Source organism: Streptomyces sp. NPDC091682 (genome assembly GCF_044756625.1).
Lineage (GTDB): Bacteria > Actinomycetota > Actinomycetes > Streptomycetales > Streptomycetaceae > Streptomyces.
In genome coordinates, this window is sequence record NZ_JBIVTH010000031.1 from 16,017 (window position 1) to 34,789 (window position 18,773).

Consider the following 18,773-nt stretch of genomic DNA (forward strand, 5'->3'; position numbering starts at 1 on the left):
ATCCGTCTCCATCGTCAGGCGGGCTGGATGTTGTGGTTGAAGCGGAAGATGTTGTCGGGGTCGTACTGGCGCTTGAGCGCGCCCAGCCGCTGCATGTTCTCGCCGCCGAGGCCCGAGACCACCCGCTCCACGCCCTCGTCCCCGGTGAAGTTGAGGTAGACCGCGCCGGTGCTCCACGGCCGGGCGTCGGCGCGGACGTCCTTGACCCACTGCCGGCAGCGCTCGTCGTCGGCCGGGTCCTCCCAGATCCCGAACGGGTGCACCGCCCACGGCGAGTCGCGGTACGGCACCGGGTAGTCGGCCGGGCCGGACGCCACGGCGCCGCCCTGCGGGAAGACCAGGTGCTGGGTGCCGGTCGGTACCGGCATGGCCTCGGCGCGGGCGCAGAAGACGTCCACGAACGCGTCGGGACAGCCGGTGAGGTACTCGGCCGACCAGTAGTTCCGCATGCCCGGCGGGTCGTCGATCATGCACTGGAGGTCGGCGTACGGGATGGCCGTGACGATCTCCGACTCGTGGGGGATCGCCAGCAGCGGTTCGGCCAGCCGCCGCATCTCGTCCTCGGGGCCCGCGTACGTCAGCAGCGCCCCGGCCAGCAGCCGCCCGACCAGGTGCTGCGGGACGAACTCTTCGGGCGGGCCGGTGAGGTAGAGGGCTGCGCCCGAGGCCTCGGGCGGCGCGGCCTCGATGACGTCCCGGTACGTACGGACCACCTCGGGCCCGCGCTCCGGCAGGTACAGCAGGAACGCGATCGACATGGCGGGCAGTTCGTACAGCCGCAGGGTCAGCGAGGTGGCGACGCCGAAGTTCCCGCCGCCGCCGTGCAGCCCCCAGAACAGCTCCGGGTGCTCCTCCGCGGTCGCGTGGACGACCTCGCCCTCGGCGGTGACCAGGTCCACGCCCAGCAGGTTGTCCACGGCCAGGCCGAACTTCCGGTCCAACCAGCCGCTGCCGCCGCCCAGCACGTACCCGCCGACGCCGGTGGTGGAGGCGCGGCCGCCGGTCGTCGCCAGTCCGTAGGGCTCGCAGGCCCGGTCCAGGTGGCTCATGGTGGCCCCGCCCTCGACGTGCGCGGCCCCGGCCGCCGGATGGACCGTCACCTCGTGCATCCGGCGCAGGTCCACGACGAGGCCGCCGTCGTTGAGGGACATCCCGGCCACGCTGTGCCCGCCGCCGCGCACGGCGATGTTCAGGTCCAGTTCCCTCGCGAACCGGACCGCGGTCACCACGTCCGCCGTGCTCTCGCACTGGGCGATGACGGCGGGTCTGCGGTCGATCATCGCGTTGAAGAGGGTCCGGGCCTCGTCGTACCCCGGATCCTCCGGAGCGAAGACCCCGCCGGACAGATCCTCGCGGAGCGCGGTCAGGGCCGCGCCCGCCTTCGACAGGGGAGCCATGGCTGCCCCCTTCCACCGGAGGGAGGGCATAGGACACTTCCAGCGTAGGCGCGGACGATCACCGGGGCGCGGCGAGAAGGTCCGCGGCCCCGGCGGGTCGACCGGTATCAGCCGCCGTACGCCCCGCTGGCCGTCAGCCGCAGGGCCGTGTCGATCAGCGGAACGTGACTGAAGGCCTGCGGGAAGTTCCCCACCTGCCGCTGGAGCCGCGGGTCCCACTCCTCCGCGAGCAGGCCCAGGTCGTTGCGGAGCGACAGCAGCCGCTCGAACAACCGCCGGGCCTCGTCCACCCGGCCGATCATCGCCAGGTCGTCGGCCATCCAGAACGAGCAGGCCAGGAAGGCTCCCTCGTCGCCCTCCAGGCCGTCCACGCCGGCCTCCTCGCCCGCCGTCGGGTAGCGCAGGATGAAACCGTCGGGCGTGGACAGCTCGCGCTGGATCGCCTCGATGGTGCCGATGACCCGCTTGTCGTCCGGCGGCAGGAAGCCCATCTGCGGAATCAGCAGCAGGGAGGCGTCCAGTTCCTTCGACCCGTACGACTGGGTGAAGGTGTTGCGCTCCTTGTCGTAGCCCTTCTCGCACACGTCCTGGTGGATCTCGTCGCGCAGCTCGCGCCACCGCTCCAGCGGGCCGTCCGCGTCGCCGCTCTCGATCAGCTTGATCGTGCGGTCCACGGCCACCCAGGCCATCACCTTCGAGTGCACGAAGTGGCGGCGCGGGCCGCGCACCTCCCAGATGCCCTCGTCCGGCTGGTCCCAGTGGGTCTCCAGGTAGCGGATCAGCTTGAGCTGGAGCAGCGAGGCGTAGTCGCTGCGGGCGAGCCCGGTCATGTGGCCCAGGTGCAGGGCCTCGGTGACCTCGCCGTACACGTCGAGTTGGAGCTGGCCCGCGGCGCCGTTGCCGACGCGGACCGGGCGGGAGTTCTCGTAACCGGGCAGCCAGTCCAGCTCGGTCTCGCCGAGCTCCCGCTCGCCCGCGATCCCGTACATGATCTGCAGGTTCTCCGGGTCGCCGGCGACCGCGCGCAGCAGCCACTCGCGCCAGGCCCGGGCCTCCTCGCGGTATCCGGTGCGCAGCAGCGAGGAGAGGGTGATGGCCGCGTCCCGCAGCCAGGTGTAGCGGTAGTCCCAGTTCCGGACCCCGCCGATCTCCTCGGGGAGGGAGGTGGTGGGCGCGGCGACGATCCCGCCCGTGGGGCCGTACGTGAGCGCCTTGAGGGTGATCAGCGAGCGGATCACGGCCTCCCGGTACGGTCCGTGGTAGGTGCACTGGTCGACCCACTCGCGCCAGAAGTCGGTGGTCGACTCCAGGGCCGCTTCGGCGTCGGGGGTTTCGGGCGCGTCGCGGTGCGAGGCCTGCCAGCTGATGCTGAAGGCCTTCCGGTCGCCGGGGCCGACGGTGAAGTCGGAGTACGTGGTCAGGTCCTCGCCGTAGGTCTGCGCGTCGGAGTCCAGCCAGACCGAGTCGGGGCCGGCCACGGCCACGGTGCGCCCGTCGACCCGGTGCACCCACGGCACGACCCGCCCGTAGCTGAAACGCATGCGCAGTGCCGAGCGCATCGGCACGCGCCCGCTGACGCCCTCCACGATGCGGATCAGCTGCGGCGCGTGATCCTCTCGGGGCGGCATGAAGTCGATCACGCGGACCCTGCCGCGCGGGGTGTCCCACTCCGATTCCAGCACGAGCGAGTCACCGCGGTAGCGGCGGCGGGTCGCGCGCGGGGCCTCGGTGCCCTCCGGGAACGCCGGGCCGATCCGCCAGAACCCGTGATCCTCGGTGCCGAGAATGCTCGCGAACACGGCATGCGAGTCGAAGCGTGGCAGGCACAGCCAGTCCACGGCTCCGTCCCGGCAGACCAGTGCTGCGGTCTGCATGTCCCCGATCAGTGCGTAATCCTCGATGCGCCCGGACACGTGCATCTCCAGTCGAACGGCCACGTCCGCCCCGAAGGGCGCTTGCATTGCGCGGTTGCGCGGTCACCTGTGTGCAGGGATCCCCGCGTGAGCCCATGATTCCGTATATCGGCTCGGTTAGGCCGTCTGACGGACTGCCCGGCGGTGATGTGTGCAATATCCGAGCAGGATATGACGGCACCCTAGTGATCTCCGTGAGCCTGTGGAGAATGCGGTTGGGCCGAACGGGTGAGCAGCGGCGATACCGCCCCGGCGCACTTCGCCGCCCCCGGGCCGGGCGCGTGCGCCGCGCGCCCGGAGGCGGACCGCTCCGGGCGCTGATAGGCTGGTACCCCGTGGACCGGTGGTCTGCCTGTGCGAATCAGGAGCCCCGAAACCGCAGCTTCGGCGCCCCCTGAGACCCTTCCGGATCGACGGTGGCCGGCGCCGGACGCACCTCACCTCGCGACCACGGGAGCCCCCTCTTGGCGACGCCGCCCGCTGCTTTTCGAAACAGCACAGCCATGACGACCAAGCACATCTTCGTCACCGGGGGTGTCGCTTCCTCCCTCGGCAAGGGCCTGACGGCCTCCAGCCTGGGTGCGCTGCTGAAGGCGCGCGGTCTGCGGGTCACGATGCAGAAGCTCGACCCCTACCTGAACGTCGACCCCGGCACCATGAACCCGTTCCAGCACGGCGAGGTGTTCGTCACCAACGACGGCGCCGAGACCGACCTGGACATCGGCCACTACGAGCGCTTCCTCGACGTCGACCTCGACGGCTCGGCCAACGTCACCACCGGCCAGGTCTACAACACGGTCATCGCCAAGGAGCGCCGCGGCGAGTACCTCGGTGACACCGTGCAGGTCATCCCGCACATCACCAACGAGATCAAGCACCGCATCCGCCGCATGGCGACCGACGACGTCGACGTCGTCATCACCGAGGTCGGCGGCACCGTCGGCGACATCGAGTCGCTGCCGTTCCTGGAGACCGTCCGCCAGGTCCGCCACGAGGTCGGCCGCGACAACGTCTTCGTCGTGCACATCTCGCTGCTCCCCTACATCGGCCCCTCCGGTGAGCTCAAGACCAAGCCGACCCAGCACTCGGTCGCGGCCCTGCGCAACATCGGCATCCAGCCCGACGCCATCGTGCTGCGCGCCGACCGTGACGTCCCCACCTCCATCAAGCGCAAGATCTCGCTGATGTGCGACGTGGACGAGGCGGCCGTGGTCGCGGCGATCGACGCCAAGTCGATCTACGACATCCCCAAGGTCCTGCACACCGAGGGCCTGGACGCGTACGTCGTGCGCAAGCTCGACCTGCCGTTCCGCGACGTCGACTGGACGGTGTGGGAGGACCTGCTCGACCGGGTCCACAACCCCGACCACGAGGTCAAGGTCGCGCTCGTCGGCAAGTACATCGACCTGCCCGACGCCTACCTGTCGGTGACCGAGGCGCTGCGCGCCGGCGGTTTCGCCAACAAGGCCCGGGTCCAGATCAAGTGGGTCACCTCCGACGACTGCAAGACCCCGGCCGGCGCGGCGGCGGTGCTCGGCGACGTGGACGCGATCTGCGTGCCCGGCGGCTTCGGCGACCGCGGCGTCAACGGCAAGGTCGGCGCGATCACCTACGCCCGCGAGAACAAGATCCCGCTGCTCGGCCTGTGCCTGGGCCTGCAGTGCGTGGTCATCGAGGCCGCGCGCAACCTCGCGGGCATCGAGGACGCCAACTCCACCGAATTCGACGCCTCCACCCCGCACCCGGTCATCTCGACCATGGAGGAGCAGCTGGCCTTCGTCGAGGGCGCGGGCGACCTGGGCGGCACCATGCGCCTGGGCATGTACCCGGCGAAGCTCGCCGAGGGCTCCATCGTGCGCGAGGTCTACGGCGACGAGGCCTACGTGGACGAGCGCCACCGCCACCGCTACGAGGTCAACAACGCCTACCGCGGCGAGCTGGAGAAGAAGGCGGGCCTCGTCTTCTCCGGCACCTCCCCGGACAACAAGCTCGTCGAGTACGTCGAGTACCCGCGCGAGGTGCACCCCTACCTGGTGGCCACCCAGGCCCACCCGGAGCTGCGCTCGCGCCCGACGCGTCCGCACCCGCTGTTCGCCGGCCTGGTGAAGGCTGCCGTGGAGCGGCAGCAGTCCGCGAAGTGAGAGCCTGACCGCATAACGTAGGCAGCCGGGACACGGATCGTGTCCCGGCTGTCGCGTTTCTCGGGGAAGGTATCGGCCATGGCCATGGGCAACGACATCGTGGACACACCGGAGTCGTGGGAGGTCGTCGCCTCGCGGACCCCGTTCGAGGGCGCGAAGACGTCCGTCCGCTCGGACCAGGTCCGGATGCCCGACAGCTCGGTGGTGCGCCGCGACTACCAGGTGCACCCGGGCTCGGTGTGCGTCCTCGCCCTCGACGAGGAACAGCGGGTGCTGGTCCTCAAGCAGTTCCGCCACCCGGTGCGGCACCGGCTGTGGGAGCTCCCGGCCGGGCTGCTGGACGTACCCGGCGAGAACCCGCTCCACGCGGCCCAGCGGGAGCTGTACGAGGAGGCGCACGCCAAGGCGGGCGAGTGGCGGGTGCTGGCCGACTTCTTCACCTCGCCCGGCGGATCCGACGAGGCCGTCCGGATCTTCCTCGCACGGGATCTGGCAGAGGCCGAGGGGGAGCGGTACGAGGTCTCCGAGGAGGAGGCGGACATGGAGATCGCCCGGGTTCCGCTCGCGGACCTGGTCCGCGGGGTCCTGGCGGGCGAACTGCACAACCCCGGGCTGGTGACCGGAGTGCTGGCCCTCGCCGCGGCCCTCGCCTCCGAAGGCGGCATCGAGGCCCTGCGCCCGGCCCTCGCCCCCTGGCCGGCCCGCCCCTACGAGGCGTAGGGCACGTCCGCGCGGTCCCGGCCGCGCGCACCGCGCGAGCGGCGAGTGAAAAATAGGTCCATCTGCTGATCCGATCGGGGGATTTGTCCGCCACGCTCCACCCGGGTCGTCGCTCTGCGTGAACTACGCTCGCAATCCGGTGGCAGGGAGAGGAGCGGATCCGTGGCGGATTTCGTCGGGCGGCGGCGTGAGCTCAAGGAGCTGCGCGAGGACATCGCGCGGACCGGGCTCGACACCCTCTCCGGCCGCAAGGCCAAGGCGCCCCGGGCCCGGGTCCTGCTGGTCGCCGGGCGGCCGGGCTCCGGGCGCACGGCCCTCGCCGAGGCCTTCGTGCACGAGGTCGCCGAGGAGTACCCCGACGGAGTGCTCCGCACCCGACTCACCGCCCCCGGCGGGGACACCGTGGCCACCGAGCGGGCCGTCCGGAGCCTGCTGGAGGGACTGGGGCGGCCCACCCCGCCCGGGGCCGGTGAGGACGAACTGAGCTCCGCGCTGCGCACCGCCCTCGAAGGCCGCCGGGCGATCATCCTGGTCGACGACGCCGCCGATCCCCAGCAGGTGGACGCCCTGCTGCCGGACACCCCCGAGTGCCTCGTCGTGGTCACCGCCGAAGGGCCGCTCACCGGGATCCCCGACGTCCGGCCCTGCACCCTCGGCGGACTCGACACCCCCTCCGCCGTGGAACTGCTCGTCCAGCGCATCGGCGACACCCGGGTCACCGCCGACCCCCGGGCCGCCGAGGCCCTCGCCGAGGAGTGCGGGGGCCAGCCCGCCGCGCTCGTCCTCGTCGGCGGATGGCTCGCCGCCCACCCCAAGGCCGCCGTCGCCGACGTGGCCAAGCAGCTCCACGACATGCCGGCCACCACCGGCGGCCCGCTCGCCCGCGGCTTCCGACTGGTCTACGAGTCCCTGCCGCAGCCCGCCCAGCGGACCCTGCGGCTGCTGCCGCTCGCGCCGGCCGGCATCGTCGACTCGCACACCGCCTCCGCCCTCGCCGGCTGCTCCGTCGCCGCCGCCCAGTCCACCCTGGACGACTTCGCCGGGCTGGGCCTCGTCCGCCCCGCCGGCGACGGCCTCTTCCTGTTGCCCGGCTGCCTCGCGCCGCTGCTCCAGGCGCTCCTGGAAGCCAAGGAGCGCCCCGCCGAGGTCCAGCTGGCCCGGGCCCGGATGTTCGAGCGCACCGTACGGCTGCTGCACTCCTGCCGGGCCATGGCCGAGGCCGAGGAGCCCGGGGTGGACGCCGCCGTGGACGACGACCTCCGCGAGCTGCTGGACGGCCTGCCGCGCGCCCTGCGCTTCCCCGACCGACGGGCCGCCGCCACCTGGCTGGACACCCGGCTGCCCGCGCTCACCGCGGCCGCCTCGCTGGCCGTGGCCGACGGCGGGCTGGACACGCTGGCCCGCCGACTGGTCGCGGCCCTCGTGCGGGCGCTGGCGGACCACCGGGGCACGGCCGGGGCCGCCCCCGAGCTGTACGGGCTGCACCGCCTGGTCCTGGACGTGGCCGAGCGCCGTCACCTGCACCGGGAGCAGGCCGCCGCGCTGCTGAACCTGGCCGACCTGGACGCCTCGACCGGCCGTACCCAGGAGGCCCTGGAGCGCTACCGGGCCGCGCTGGACGCCGGACGGGCGGCGGGCGATCCGTACGCGACGGGCCGCGCGATGGAATCCGTAGGGGGTGCCTACCAGGAGCTGGCGGACTGGCACCGGGCCTCCGACTGGTTCGGCCGGGCGCTCTCCCAAGCCCTCGCACGGGGCGAGCGCGCGGACGAGGCCCGGCTGTACGGGCGGCTCGGGAACGTCCACACCTACGCGGGGCGGTACGGGGACGCGCTGCGCAGCTGGCGGGCGGCCGCCGCGGGCTACCGGAAGCTCGCCGATGTGCCCGGTCAGGCAAAGGCATTGAGCGAGATGGCGCGGGTCCAGGAGTACGCCGGCCGGCCCGAGGAATCCCTGCACACCTGCCGTGAGGCGGTGGAGCTGGCCCGCCGGGCGGGTGACCAGCGACTTCAGGCCGCACTGCAGGTCCGGCTGGCCGACACGCTGGACAGGCTGGGGGACCCCGCAGCTGCCAGGCTGCACCGCTCCGCAGCCGACAGATTGCTGGGAGATGACCCCGCAGCCTGCGAAATCCGTAGTGCTTCCGACTAAGATTATTGGTTTGCAAGGCTAGACAGCGACTCATCCTTCATTAGACTGGGTTCACCGCGGCTTCCCGTGGTGCATCCCGTTGCGCGTTCTTGTGGGCGGGTATGTATGGAAGTGCCCCGTAATATCCCCTGAGCCAAGGACCGTGATCGACGATGAAGGTCGGCATCCCCCGCGAGGTCAAGAACAACGAGTTCCGGGTCGCCATCACGCCCGCCGGCGTGCATGAGCTGGTCCGCAGCGGCCACCAGGTCTTCATCGAGCAGAACGCCGGTGTGGGCTCCTCGATCACGGACGCCGAGTACGTCTCGGCCGGTGCCGAGATCCTCGGCACCGCCGACGAGGTCTGGGCCACCGCCGACCTGCTGCTCAAGGTCAAGGAGCCCATCGCGGAGGAGTACCACCGCCTCCGCAAGGACCAGACGCTCTTCACCTACCTGCACCTGGCGGCCTCCCGCGAGTGCACGGACGCCCTGCTGGAGTCCGGCACCACCGCCATCGCGTACGAGACGGTCGAGCTCGCCAACCGCGCGCTGCCGCTGCTCGCCCCGATGTCCGAGGTCGCGGGCCGGCTGGCCCCGCAGGTCGGCGCCTACCACCTGATGCGCTCGGCCGGCGGCCGCGGCGTCCTCCCGGGCGGTGTCCCCGGCACCCACGCCGGCGAGTGCGTCGTCATCGGCGGCGGCGTCTCCGGCTGGAACGCCGCGCAGATCGCCATCGGCATGGGCTTCCACGTGACCCTGCTGGACCGCGACATCAACAAGCTCCGCGAGGCCGACAAGATCTTCGGTACGAAGATCAAGACGATCGTCTCCAACGCCTACGAGCTGGAGAAGGCCGTCGTCGAGGCCGACCTCGTCATCGGCGCGGTGCTGATCCCGGGTGCGAAGGCCCCGAAGCTGGTCACCAACGAGCTCGTCGCCAAGATGAAGCCCGGAAGTGTCCTTGTCGACATTGCGATCGACCAGGGCGGCTGCTTCGAGGACTCCCGTCCGACCACTCACGCCGAGCCGACCTTCCAGGTCCACAACTCGGTCTTCTACTGCGTCGCCAACATGCCGGGCGCGGTGCCGAACACCTCCACCTACGCGCTGACGAACGCCACGCTGCCCTACATCGTGCAGCTCGCGAACCTCGGCTGGGTCGAGGCGCTGCGTCGTGACCCCGCGCTCGCGCTGGGCCTCAACACCCATGACGGCCAGGTCGTTTACGGTCCCGTCGCCGAGGCCCACGGCCTCGAGACCCTCGAGCTGAGCACGCTGCTCGGCTGACACGTCAACGACTGACGTCAATCTCACGTATCCGGCCGGACCTTGCCCGCAAGGTCCGGCCGGCCGCGTTTGCGCGGCGCCCCGAGCCCCCGCTCAACTCGCCTCGAACGTAACCCTTTAACCCTTTCGCACACCCGCGAAACTTCGCAGCGACAGCTCGTGCGCCCTTGACAGAGCGGTGTTCGGTTGCCGACACATCGTGCCGGGTCCGGCGGATTGTGTTGCCGCTGGGCGGTGACACGCCATAGAGTCGCCAACCGTCGGCATGGTGCCACGCTGACCTATCGATAAGTGTCCTGGTCACGTCCGAGGAGGTAAGACGACTTGTGAATGAGTCGACATTTGCTCCTGGGGGTGGTCGAGCAGGGATGCCTGAGCGGGGCCAGAGCCCTACCGGGCTCGAAGCCGTCGGCTCCGTCGCAGTACGCACCTTCGCAAACCACCAGCACATGACGACGCCCCAAAAGAGCATGGACGGCCTAGACGTGAACTCCAGGGCCGGCGACCTGAGCGGCGAAAAGCCCGTGGGTTTCGCCGACTACGACAATGTGCCCGAAGGGCATTTCTACGACCCCGACGCGGAGTACGAACCGGACCCCGAGTACGCGGCCACCCTCGCCCCCGACGCTGCCCGTCAGCGCCGTGAGCGGATCGGCCCGACCGGACGCCCGCTCCCGTACTTCCCGATTCCGGGTCCGCTGACCGACCACGGTCCAGCGAAGATCATCGCGATGTGCAACCAGAAGGGCGGCGTGGGCAAGACCACGTCGACCATCAACCTGGGTGCCGCGCTCGCCGAGTACGGGCGCCGCGTGCTGCTCGTCGACTTCGACCCGCAGGGCGCACTGTCCGTGGGTCTCGGCGTGAACCCGATGGAACTCGACCTGACGGTCTACAACCTGCTCATGGAGCGGGGCATGTCGGCCGACGAGGTGCTGCTCAAGACGGCGGTCCCGAACATGGACCTGCTGCCGAGCAACATCGACCTGTCCGCCGCCGAGGTGCAGTTGGTCAGCGAGGTCGCGCGCGAGTCCACCCTGCAGCGGGCCCTGAAGCCCCTGCTGGCCGACTACGACTACATCGTGATCGACTGTCAGCCCTCGCTCGGTCTGCTGACCGTGAACGCCCTGACGGCGGCTCACAAGGTCATCGTCCCGCTGGAGTGCGAGTTCTTCGCGCTGCGCGGCGTGGCGCTGCTGACCGAGACCATCGAGAAGGTGCAGGAGCGGCTCAACCCCGAGCTGGAGCTCGACGGCATCCTCGCCACGATGTACGACTCCCGTACGGTGCACAGCCGCGAGGTGCTGGCGCGCGTCGTCGAGGCCTTCGACGACCACGTCTACCACACGGTCATCGGCCGTACGGTGCGCTTCCCGGAGACCACGGTCGCCGGTGAGCCGATCACGACGTACGCGTCCAACTCCGTCGGCGCCGCCGCCTACCGCCAGCTGGCCAGGGAGGTGCTCGCCCGGTGTCACGCCGAGTGAGTCTGCCCGGAGCCGACGAACTGTTCCGTACGACCGGGGGGATGGCGCTCCAGTCGTCCTCGCCGCGGCGCGGGGTCGAGGAGACGCCCGCCGCAGAACACTCGGCCACCTCGGCCGAGGGCACGGCGGGCGAGGGCCGTGGCCGGGAGGCCGCGGACACCGGCGGGCCCGTCGTGGGGCAGCCCAGACGACCGCAGGAAGGTTCTGCCGGACCGGCCGGCGGCATGGGGTCCGCCCCGGCCGGCGCGGGCCGCCGGGGCAAGGGGCAGGGCCGGGGCGCGAACCGGCGCCCCAGCGGCCGCGAGCGCCACGACGAGAAGATCACGGTCTACGTCTCCGCCGAGGAGCTCATGGACCTGGAACACGCGCGGCTGGTGCTGCGCGGGGAGCACGGGCTGGCGGTGGACCGGGGCCGCATCGTCCGCGAAGCGGTCGCGGTCGTCCTCGCCGATCTGGAGTCCCGCGGCGACGCGAGCATCCTCGTACGGCGCCTGCGCGGCCGCTGACCGCCCTGCGGGCCCGCCCTCCCGGTGCCCCGGCCCGTCCGGACCGCGCGCGTGCCCTGGCTCGGCCTGCGGCCCGCCTTCCCGCCGCCCGGGGCCGCGTCCGGGCCGCCTGCGCGCCGCTCGGCCCGCGGCGCGCGCTCCCGGAGCCGGGCTCCGGCGGGCGTCCGCCCGGCGACCGGGCCTCCGGACGATCTGCGGCCCGCCCCCCTCCGGAGCTCCGCCCCGTCGCCGGGAGCCGCCCGCACGGGGCTCCGTACGGACGGGGGAACGCCGGTCCGGCGGTGCGGCGCCGTGTCGGGCGGTGGTCCGCCGGGGAGCGGGGAGGAACCCGTAGGCTGCTGGTGGCCGCGGCCCCGGCGCCCGGCCCTCCCCGCCGCCCCCGTGCACCTCCTGGACATCGATGCCCCTCCCCGCCGAATCCGGCCGACCGACCCGGCGCGTCCTGGGGCGCGGCCCCGGCGCCCCCGACGCGTCCCGGCGACCGGAGGCGTACGGCGCGGGAGCGGACCGCGAAGGTCCTGGAGCCCCCGAGAGCCCGGAGGCGCCCGAGGTTCCCGGAACCATCGAGGCCCACGGCCCCCACGAGACCTCCGAAGCCCCTGAGGCGCCCGCTGAGAGCCCCGCGCCGGCGGTGCGCGGTACCGAGCCGGAACGTTCCCCCGGGCCCGCAGACGGGCAGCAGGAGCATCCTGAGCCCGGTCCGGCCCCGGACGTCGAAGCCCGGGAAGCCGAGGTCCCGGACGCCGAAGCCCGGGACGCCGAGGGCTCGGCTGATGCTCCGCACCCGCACGCCCCGCGGGCCCGCGAGGCGGCGGCCGGTGATCCGGGCCAGGGCACCGCCACCGCGAGCCCCACCGGCGGCGACGGCCGGTTCACCCTGCGGCTCGCCAACTTCGAGGGCCCCTTCGACCTGCTGCTCCAGCTGATCTCGCGGCACAAGCTCGACGTCACCGAGGTGGCGCTGTCCAAGGTCACCGACGAGTTCATGGCGCACATCCGCGCCATGGGGCCCGACTGGGACCTCGACCAGACCACCGAGTTCCTCGTCGTCGCCGCCACCCTCCTCGACCTGAAGGCAGCCCGGCTGCTGCCGGTCGCCGAGGTCGAGGACGAGGCGGACCTCGCCCTGCTGGAGGCCCGGGACCTGCTCTTCGCGCGACTCCTCCAGTACCGCGCGTACAAGCAGATCGCCGAGATCTTCGAGCGGCGCGCGGAGGCGGAGGGCAAGCGGTACCCGCGGACGGTCGGTCTGGAGCCGCACCACGCGGACCTGCTGCCCGAGGTCGTCATCAGCATCGGACCGGAGGGGTTCGCCCGGCTGGCCGTGAAGGCCATGCAGCCCAGGGCCAAGCCCCAGGTGTACGTGGACCACATCCACGCCCCCCTGGTCAGCGTGCGCGAGCAGGCCGGGTTGGTGGTGCGGATGCTGAAGGCGCGCGGGGAGGCCACCTTCCAGGAGCTCACCGAGGACGCCGGGGACACCCTCACCGTCGTCGCGCGCTTCCTGGCCCTGTTGGAGCTCTACCGGGAGAAGGTGGTCGTCCTCGATCAGGAGGAGGCGCTGCAGACCCTCACCGTGCGCTGGAGCGGCGGGGACGGCGACGGCATGCCGGCCGTGACCGACGAGTTCGACCAGATCGTGGAGGCGAAGGATTGAACGGCGACGTCAGCGCGGTGGCCGCGCTGGAGCTGAAGCCGGCCCTGGAGGCCGTGCTCATGGTCGTGGACGAGCCGGCCACCGAGGCGCACCTGGCCAAGGTGTTGGAGCGCACCCCGCGCGAGGTCGGGCAGGCGCTGCGGGAGCTCGCCGACGAGTACACGGCCGCGCGCCGGGGCTTCGAGCTGCGGTTGGTCGCCGGCGGCTGGCGGTTCTACACCCGGGCGGAGTACGCGCCGGCCGTCGAGGGCTTCGTACTGGACGGCCAGCAGGCCCGGCTCACCCAGGCGGCCCTGGAGACCCTGGCGGTCGTCGCGTACCGGCAGCCGGTGAGCCGATCGCGGGTCTCCGCGGTCCGCGGAGTCAACTGCGACGGGGTCATGCGGACCCTCCTCCAGCGCGGTCTGGTGGAGGAGGCGGGGACGGAACCCGAAACAGGTGCGATCCTGTACAGGACGACGAACTACTTTCTGGAGCGGATGGGCCTGCGCGGCCTGGACGAGCTCCCGGAGCTCGCGCCCTTCCTCCCCGAGGCGGACGCGATCGAAGCCGAGACGCAAGAAGGTGTGCCGTCGTTCGATCCGGACGCACCGGACACAGATGCAGACGACGACAAGACGACGGAACTTTGATGCGAAGCAGCGGCAACGGCAACGGTGGCGGCAACAGGAACAGCGGCGGCGGAGGCGGCGGGCGCGGTAACTCCCGCGGCGGCTCCTCCAGCGGCGGCGGTGGCTACCGCGGGAGCGGCTCCGGCGGTGGCAGCGGCTCCGGCGGCTCCCGTGGCGGCAGCTCCGGCGGCGGCTACCGGGGCGGCAGCTCTGGCGGCTCCGGCGGCTACCAGGGCGGCGGCTCCCGCGGCGGCAGCTCGGGCGGCGGCTACCAGGGCGGCTACCAGGGCGGCTCCGACTCGCGCGACCGCGACCAGCCGGCCCCCCGCATCCGCAACCCGCGTCCCGAGGAGCGCCGCTACGACGTAGGCCCCGAGGGCGAGCGCAGCGGACGCAGCGGCCCCAAGGCGGGCGGCGGCGGTGCCCGCGGCGCCGCGGCGCGCGGTGGCGCCAAGGGCGGTCCCCGGACCTCCAAGACCCCCGGCATCGGCGGCGCCGGCGGCCCGCGCAGCGGCCCCGGCAGCCGCAGCGGCCAGTCCCGCCCGCGCGAGCTGGACGCGCGGATCGAGGAGCGCGTGCGCGACCGGTACGCCGACAAGCCCGTGATCAAGACCCCGAAGACCTTCCCGGGCGCCGAGGCGGAGGGCGAGCGCCTGCAGAAGGTGCTCGCCCGCGCCGGCATGGGTTCGCGCCGCGCCTGCGAGGAGCTCATCGAGCAGGCCCGCGTCGAGGTCAACGGCGAGATCGTGCTGGAGCAGGGCAAGCGCGTCCAGCCGAAGGACGAGATCAAGGTGGACGGCCTGACCGTCGCCACCCAGTCGTACCTGTTCTTCGCGCTGAACAAGCCCGCCGGCGTCGTCTCCACCATGGAGGACCCGGACGGCCGCCAGTGCCTCGGCGACTACGTCACCAACCGCGAGACCCGGCTCTTCCACGTCGGCCGGCTCGACACCGAGACCGAGGGCATCATCCTGCTCACCAACCACGGTGAGCTGGCCCACCGCCTCACGCACCCGAAGTACGGCGTGAAGAAGACGTACGTGGCGGCCATCACCGGTCCGCTGCCGCGCGAGATCGGCAAGCGGCTCAAGGACGGCATCGAGCTGGAGGACGGCTACGCCCGCGCCGACCACTTCCGCGTCGTCGACCAGGTCGGCAAGAACTACCTGGTCGAAGTCACCCTCCACGAGGGCCGCAAGCACATCGTCCGCCGCATGATGGCGGAGGCCGGCTTCCCGGTCGAGAAGCTCGTCCGGACCTCCTTCGGTCCGATCGAGCTGGGCGACCAGAAGTCCGGCTGGCTGCGCCGCCTGACCAACACCGAGGTCGGCATGCTGATGCGCGAGGTCGGCCTCTAGTACGCAGGCCGGTCGCCGCGCAGGCGGCCGGTCCGATCCCAGAAAACCCGCGGTGCCCCAGGGCGCCGCGGGTTTTCTGCTTGTCGGGGACCCGCTCCACTGTTTATAGTCAACCTGACCATTAAATGTTCTGAGGGGGTCGCCATGAGTTGGAGCATGAGCTGGACCGAGGTGCTCGGCTTCGCCACCGGCGCCCTGTGCGTCTGGCTGGTCGCCCGGCAGCACGTGGCCAACTGGCCGATCGGGATCGCCAACAACGTCTTCTTCATCGTGCTCTTCGCCCAGGCCGGCCTCTACGCCGACGCCGGGCTCCAGATCGTCTTCATCGCCCTCGCCGCCTACGGCTGGTGGTCCTGGACCCACGGGGGTGGACCAGGATCCGCCGAGGCCCTGCCGGTGCGCCGCACCACGCGCACCGAATGGGCCGGGCTCGCCGCGGCGGGGGCGGTGGGGGTGCTCGCGCTCACCCTGCTGCTGGGCCGCGCCACCGATTCCACCGTCCCCTTCTGGGACGCGCTGACGACCGGGCTCTCGCTCGTCGCCACGTACGGGCAGTGCCGCAAGCTCGTCGAGTCCTGGTGGCTGTGGATCGCCGCCGACCTCGTCTACATTCCGCTCTACGCCCACAAGGGCCTCTACCTGACCTCCGCGCTCTACGTGGGCTTCCTCGCCCTGTGCGTGGTCGGACTCCTCGGCTGGCGGCGCACCCTGCCCGCGCGGGACGCCCGTACGGCGGCGGGGGCGACGGCATGAGGCGGCACGGGCACGGCCTCGTCCTCGGCAAGTTCTACCCGCCGCACGCCGGGCACCACCACCTCGTGCGCACCGCCCAGGACCAGTGCGAGCGGCTGACCGTGCTGGTGTGCGCGGCCTCGGTGGAGTCGGTCCCGCTCGCCGACCGGGTCGCCTGGATGCGCGAGGCGCACCCCGGGGCCGAGGTCGTCGGCGCGGTGGACGACATCCCGGTCGACCTGCACGACCCGCAGATCTGGGAGGCGCACATGGCCGTCTTCCGCGGCGCGGTCCCCGAACGGGTGGACGCCGTGTTCACCTCGGAGGAGTACGGCAGCGAGCTCGCCCGGCGGTTCGGCGCCGAGGAGGTCCTGGTGGACCGGGAACGGACGCTGTTCCCGGTGTCCGGAACGGCGGTGCGCAAGGACCCGGCCGGCTCCTGGGAGTTCCTGGGACCGGCCGTCCGGGCCGCCCTGACCCGGCGGGTCGTCGTCCTCGGCGCGGAGTCCACCGGGACCACCACGCTGTCGCGGGCCCTGGCGGACCACTACCGGCGGCGCGGCGGCGTATGGGCCAAGACGGGCTGGGTCGCCGAGTACGGGCGCCGGTACAGCGAGGACAAACTGGCGGCGGCCCGCGCCGCCGACCCGACCGCCTCCTGGGCGGACGTGTCCTTCACCTCGCAGGAGTTCCCGGTCATCGCGCGCCACCAGGACGCGGACGAGGAGCACGCGGCCCGGCTCGGCTCCCCGGTGCTGTTCTGCGACACCGACTCCTTCGCGACCGGGATCTGGCACGAGCGCTACACGGGCGGCCGCAACGCGGAGGTCGAGCGGATCGCCGACCTCACCCGGCGGGACCTGTACCTGCTCACCGACCACGCCGACGTGCCCTTCGAGGACGACGGGCTGCGGGACGGGGAGCACCTGCGGCCCTGGATGACCGAGCGGTTCCGGGCGGAACTGGAGCGCACCGGGAGGCGTTTCCTCGTCGTGCGCGGGGACCGGGCGGCCCGGCTGGAGGAGGCCGTCCGCGCCGTGGACGCCCTGCTGGCCGAGGGCTGGCACTTCACCGACCCCCTTCCGGAGAACCGATGACCGCCGGCTATGACCCCTACGCCTTCGAGCCGTTCGCGGTGACGGTCGACCTGGCCGTCTTCACCGTGCGCGGCGGAGCCCTGCACGTCCTGCTGATCCGGCGCGGCCAGGAACCGTACGCCGGGGCCTGGGCGCTGCCCGGTGGGTTCGTCCTGCCGCGGGAGTCCGCCGAGACCGCCGCGCGGCGCGAACTGGCCGAGGAGACCGGCCTGCCGGACCGGCTCGTGGCCGCACTCCACCTGGAGCAGCTGCGCACGTACAGCGAACCGGACCGGGACCCCCGGATGCGGGTGGTCTCCGTGGCCTTCACCGCCCTCGTCCCGGACCTGCCGGAGCCGGCGGCCGAGGGTGGCGGGGACGCGGCGCACGCCCGCTGGACCGCGCTGCACGAGGTCTCGGAACTGGCCTTCGATCACGCGGTGATCCTGGCGGACGCACGCGAGCGGATCGGCGCCAAGCTCGAGTACACCTGCCTGGCCACCGGCTTCTGCCCGCCCGAGTTCACCCTCGGCGAGCTCCAGTCCGTCTACGAGACCGTCTGGAACACCAGCCTCGACCGACCCAACTTCCGCCGCAAGGTCCTGGCGACGCCGGGCTTCGTCGAGGCCGTACCGGGCGCCGCCCGGCTGACCGGCGGCCGCGGCAAACCGGCCGCCCTCTACCGGCCCGGCCCGGCGACCACCCTCCACCCACCCCTGCTGCGACCGGAAGGATCCACCCGATGACCAAGCGAGCCGCGACGGGCGCCATGATCGGCCTGGCCCTGGGCGACGCCCTCGGCTTCCCGACCGAGTTCAACGACGTGCCCTCGATCCTGGCCAAGACGGGCCCCTGGCGGGAGATGGGCCTGCCGCGCCCGGCGATCGTCACGGACGACACCCAGATGACCCTCGCCCTGGCCCGCGGCATGCGCACGGCCGGCGAGCGGGGCCGGGTGGGGCCGCTGCGCCTGACCCGGCCGGTCCGCGAGGAGTTCGTCGACTGGTACCACTCCCCGGAGAACAACCGGGCCCCGGGCCGCACCTGCATGACGGCCTGCCGGCTGCTCAACGCCCCGGACCGGGACTGGCGCGACGCCAGCCAGATCGGCTCCAAGGGCTGCGGCGCCAACATGCGGGTGGTCCCGGTCGGGCTGGTGCCCGACTGGACCGAGGAGGAACGGGCCGGCGCCGCGCAGCTCCAGTCGGCCCTCACCCACGGACACCCGACGGCGCTCGCCGCCTCCGACCTGACCGCCCGGGCCGTGCACCTGCTGGCCGAGGGCACCGAGGTGACCGGGCTCGTCGGGCGACTGCGCTCGTACGCACTGGAGAACCGCACCCGCTACCACGAGCGCTGGCTCGGCGACCTGTGGATGCGGACCGCGTCCGACGCCTCCGCGGAGTCCTTCATCGCCCGGGGCTGGGACGAGTGCCTGGCGGTCCTCGACCGGCTCTCGGCCGCCCTGCGGTCCCCCTCCCCGGAGACCGACCCCTGCCTGACCACGGGCGACGGCTGGATAGCCGAGGAGGCCCTCGCCACCGCCCTGCACTGCTTCCTCCTCTTCCCCGACGAGCCGCTGACCGCGCTGCGCCGGGCCGCCTGCACGCGCGGCGACTCCGACTCCATCGCCTGTCTCGCGGGCGCCTTCGCCGGAGCCCACCTCGGCGCGGACGCCTGGCCCCGCGAGTGGGAGGGCCGCATCGAGTACCGGGACGAACTCCTGGCCTACGGCACCCTCTGGGACGATTGATCC

Annotated in this window: 15 protein-coding genes; 13 read left to right on the top strand and 2 right to left on the bottom strand. The window is 72.4% G+C overall.

The window, feature by feature from the left end; genetic code table 11:
- Nucleotides 1-14 precede the first annotated feature (14 nt).
- Nucleotides 15-1,397, bottom strand: a complete 1,383-nt coding sequence (locus ACIQK6_RS39115) for an FAD-binding oxidoreductase (protein WP_329103514.1) — start codon at nucleotides 1,395-1,397, stop codon at nucleotides 15-17.
- A 107-nt stretch (nucleotides 1,398-1,504) separates the two neighbouring features.
- Nucleotides 1,505-3,316: a glycoside hydrolase family 15 protein gene (locus tag ACIQK6_RS39120; RefSeq protein WP_329108073.1), complete on the bottom strand. Its 1,812-nt coding sequence runs from the start codon at nucleotides 3,314-3,316 to the stop codon at nucleotides 1,505-1,507.
- A gap of 497 nt (nucleotides 3,317-3,813) precedes the next feature.
- Between ACIQK6_RS39120 and ACIQK6_RS39125 the strand changes: the two genes are divergently transcribed.
- The 13 genes from ACIQK6_RS39125 to ACIQK6_RS39185 all read left to right on the top strand — a co-directional run bounded on the left by ACIQK6_RS39125 (nucleotide 3,814) and on the right by ACIQK6_RS39185 (nucleotide 18,770).
- Complete coding sequence (locus ACIQK6_RS39125; RefSeq protein ID WP_327386190.1) at nucleotides 3,814-5,451, top strand: CTP synthase; 1,638 nt, start codon at nucleotides 3,814-3,816, stop codon at nucleotides 5,449-5,451.
- Nucleotides 5,452-5,535: 84 nt separating this feature from the next.
- A complete protein-coding gene (locus tag ACIQK6_RS39130) occupies nucleotides 5,536-6,171 on the top strand; it encodes an NUDIX hydrolase (protein WP_329108075.1) in 636 nt (211 codons plus the stop codon).
- Between the two features lie 162 nt (nucleotides 6,172-6,333).
- Nucleotides 6,334-8,322 (top strand): tetratricopeptide repeat protein, encoded by a 1,989-nt coding sequence (locus ACIQK6_RS39135; protein ID WP_402697215.1) that lies wholly within the window; start codon nucleotides 6,334-6,336, stop codon nucleotides 8,320-8,322.
- 152 nt (nucleotides 8,323-8,474) lie between these two features.
- Nucleotides 8,475-9,590 carry an alanine dehydrogenase gene (ald, locus tag ACIQK6_RS39140; RefSeq protein ID WP_329103518.1) on the top strand — a complete coding sequence of 372 codons (1,116 nt, stop codon included), beginning with the start codon at nucleotides 8,475-8,477 and terminating at the stop codon, nucleotides 9,588-9,590.
- Nucleotides 9,591-9,958: 368 nt separating this feature from the next.
- Nucleotides 9,959-11,077 carry a ParA family protein gene (locus tag ACIQK6_RS39145; protein ID WP_329103520.1) on the top strand — a complete coding sequence of 373 codons (1,119 nt, stop codon included), beginning with the start codon at nucleotides 9,959-9,961 and terminating at the stop codon, nucleotides 11,075-11,077.
- Nucleotides 11,062-11,583, top strand: coding sequence for a hypothetical protein (locus ACIQK6_RS39150; RefSeq protein ID WP_329103522.1), 522 nt, complete (start codon nucleotides 11,062-11,064; stop codon nucleotides 11,581-11,583). Before ACIQK6_RS39145 ends, ACIQK6_RS39150 begins: the two co-directional genes overlap by 16 nt.
- 400 nt (nucleotides 11,584-11,983) lie before the next feature.
- On the top strand, nucleotides 11,984-13,240 hold the full coding sequence (locus ACIQK6_RS39155; protein WP_402697218.1) for a segregation/condensation protein A: 1,257 nt from the start codon (nucleotides 11,984-11,986) through the stop codon (nucleotides 13,238-13,240).
- Nucleotides 13,241-13,299: 59 nt separating this feature from the next.
- Nucleotides 13,300-13,872 (top strand): SMC-Scp complex subunit ScpB, encoded by a 573-nt coding sequence (scpB, locus tag ACIQK6_RS39160; protein ID WP_402697250.1) that lies wholly within the window; start codon nucleotides 13,300-13,302, stop codon nucleotides 13,870-13,872.
- Nucleotides 13,872-15,209 (top strand): pseudouridine synthase, encoded by a 1,338-nt coding sequence (locus ACIQK6_RS39165; RefSeq protein ID WP_329103528.1) that lies wholly within the window; start codon nucleotides 13,872-13,874, stop codon nucleotides 15,207-15,209. Before scpB ends, ACIQK6_RS39165 begins: the two co-directional genes overlap by 1 nt.
- Before the next feature lie 156 nt (nucleotides 15,210-15,365).
- Nucleotides 15,366-15,962 carry a nicotinamide riboside transporter PnuC gene (gene pnuC, locus ACIQK6_RS39170; RefSeq protein ID WP_329103530.1) on the top strand — a complete coding sequence of 199 codons (597 nt, stop codon included), beginning with the start codon at nucleotides 15,366-15,368 and terminating at the stop codon, nucleotides 15,960-15,962.
- Nucleotides 15,959-17,038, top strand: a complete 1,080-nt coding sequence (locus ACIQK6_RS39175; RefSeq protein WP_329103532.1) for an AAA family ATPase — start codon at nucleotides 15,959-15,961, stop codon at nucleotides 17,036-17,038. The genes pnuC and ACIQK6_RS39175 overlap by 4 nt, the downstream gene beginning before the upstream one ends.
- Nucleotides 17,035-17,763 carry an NUDIX domain-containing protein gene (locus tag ACIQK6_RS39180; RefSeq protein ID WP_329103533.1) on the top strand — a complete coding sequence of 243 codons (729 nt, stop codon included), beginning with the start codon at nucleotides 17,035-17,037 and terminating at the stop codon, nucleotides 17,761-17,763. Before ACIQK6_RS39175 ends, ACIQK6_RS39180 begins: the two co-directional genes overlap by 4 nt.
- Nucleotides 17,760-18,770, top strand: a complete 1,011-nt coding sequence (locus ACIQK6_RS39185; protein WP_329103535.1) for an ADP-ribosylglycohydrolase family protein — start codon at nucleotides 17,760-17,762, stop codon at nucleotides 18,768-18,770. Before ACIQK6_RS39180 ends, ACIQK6_RS39185 begins: the two co-directional genes overlap by 4 nt.
- The last annotated feature ends 3 nt before the right edge of the window (nucleotides 18,771-18,773 follow it).

Coding starts and splice junctions, on each gene's coding strand:
- ACIQK6_RS39115 (WP_329103514.1), bottom strand. CDS start 1,397: ATGGCTCCCCTGTCGAAGGCGGGCGCGGCCCTGACCGCGCTCCGCGAG.
- ACIQK6_RS39120 (WP_329108073.1), bottom strand. CDS start 3,316: ATGCACGTGTCCGGGCGCATCGAGGATTACGCACTGATCGGGGACATG.
- ACIQK6_RS39125 (WP_327386190.1), top strand. CDS start 3,814: ATGACGACCAAGCACATCTTCGTCACCGGGGGTGTCGCTTCCTCCCTC.
- ACIQK6_RS39130 (WP_329108075.1), top strand. CDS start 5,536: ATGGGCAACGACATCGTGGACACACCGGAGTCGTGGGAGGTCGTCGCC.
- ald (WP_329103518.1), top strand. CDS start 8,475: ATGAAGGTCGGCATCCCCCGCGAGGTCAAGAACAACGAGTTCCGGGTC.
- ACIQK6_RS39145 (WP_329103520.1), top strand. CDS start 9,959: ATGCCTGAGCGGGGCCAGAGCCCTACCGGGCTCGAAGCCGTCGGCTCC.
- ACIQK6_RS39155 (WP_402697218.1), top strand. CDS start 11,984: ATGCCCCTCCCCGCCGAATCCGGCCGACCGACCCGGCGCGTCCTGGGG.
- scpB (WP_402697250.1), top strand. CDS start 13,300: ATGGTCGTGGACGAGCCGGCCACCGAGGCGCACCTGGCCAAGGTGTTG.
- ACIQK6_RS39165 (WP_329103528.1), top strand. CDS start 13,872: ATGCGAAGCAGCGGCAACGGCAACGGTGGCGGCAACAGGAACAGCGGC.
- pnuC (WP_329103530.1), top strand. CDS start 15,366: ATGAGCTGGACCGAGGTGCTCGGCTTCGCCACCGGCGCCCTGTGCGTC.
- ACIQK6_RS39175 (WP_329103532.1), top strand. CDS start 15,959: ATGAGGCGGCACGGGCACGGCCTCGTCCTCGGCAAGTTCTACCCGCCG.
- ACIQK6_RS39180 (WP_329103533.1), top strand. CDS start 17,035: ATGACCGCCGGCTATGACCCCTACGCCTTCGAGCCGTTCGCGGTGACG.
- ACIQK6_RS39185 (WP_329103535.1), top strand. CDS start 17,760: ATGACCAAGCGAGCCGCGACGGGCGCCATGATCGGCCTGGCCCTGGGC.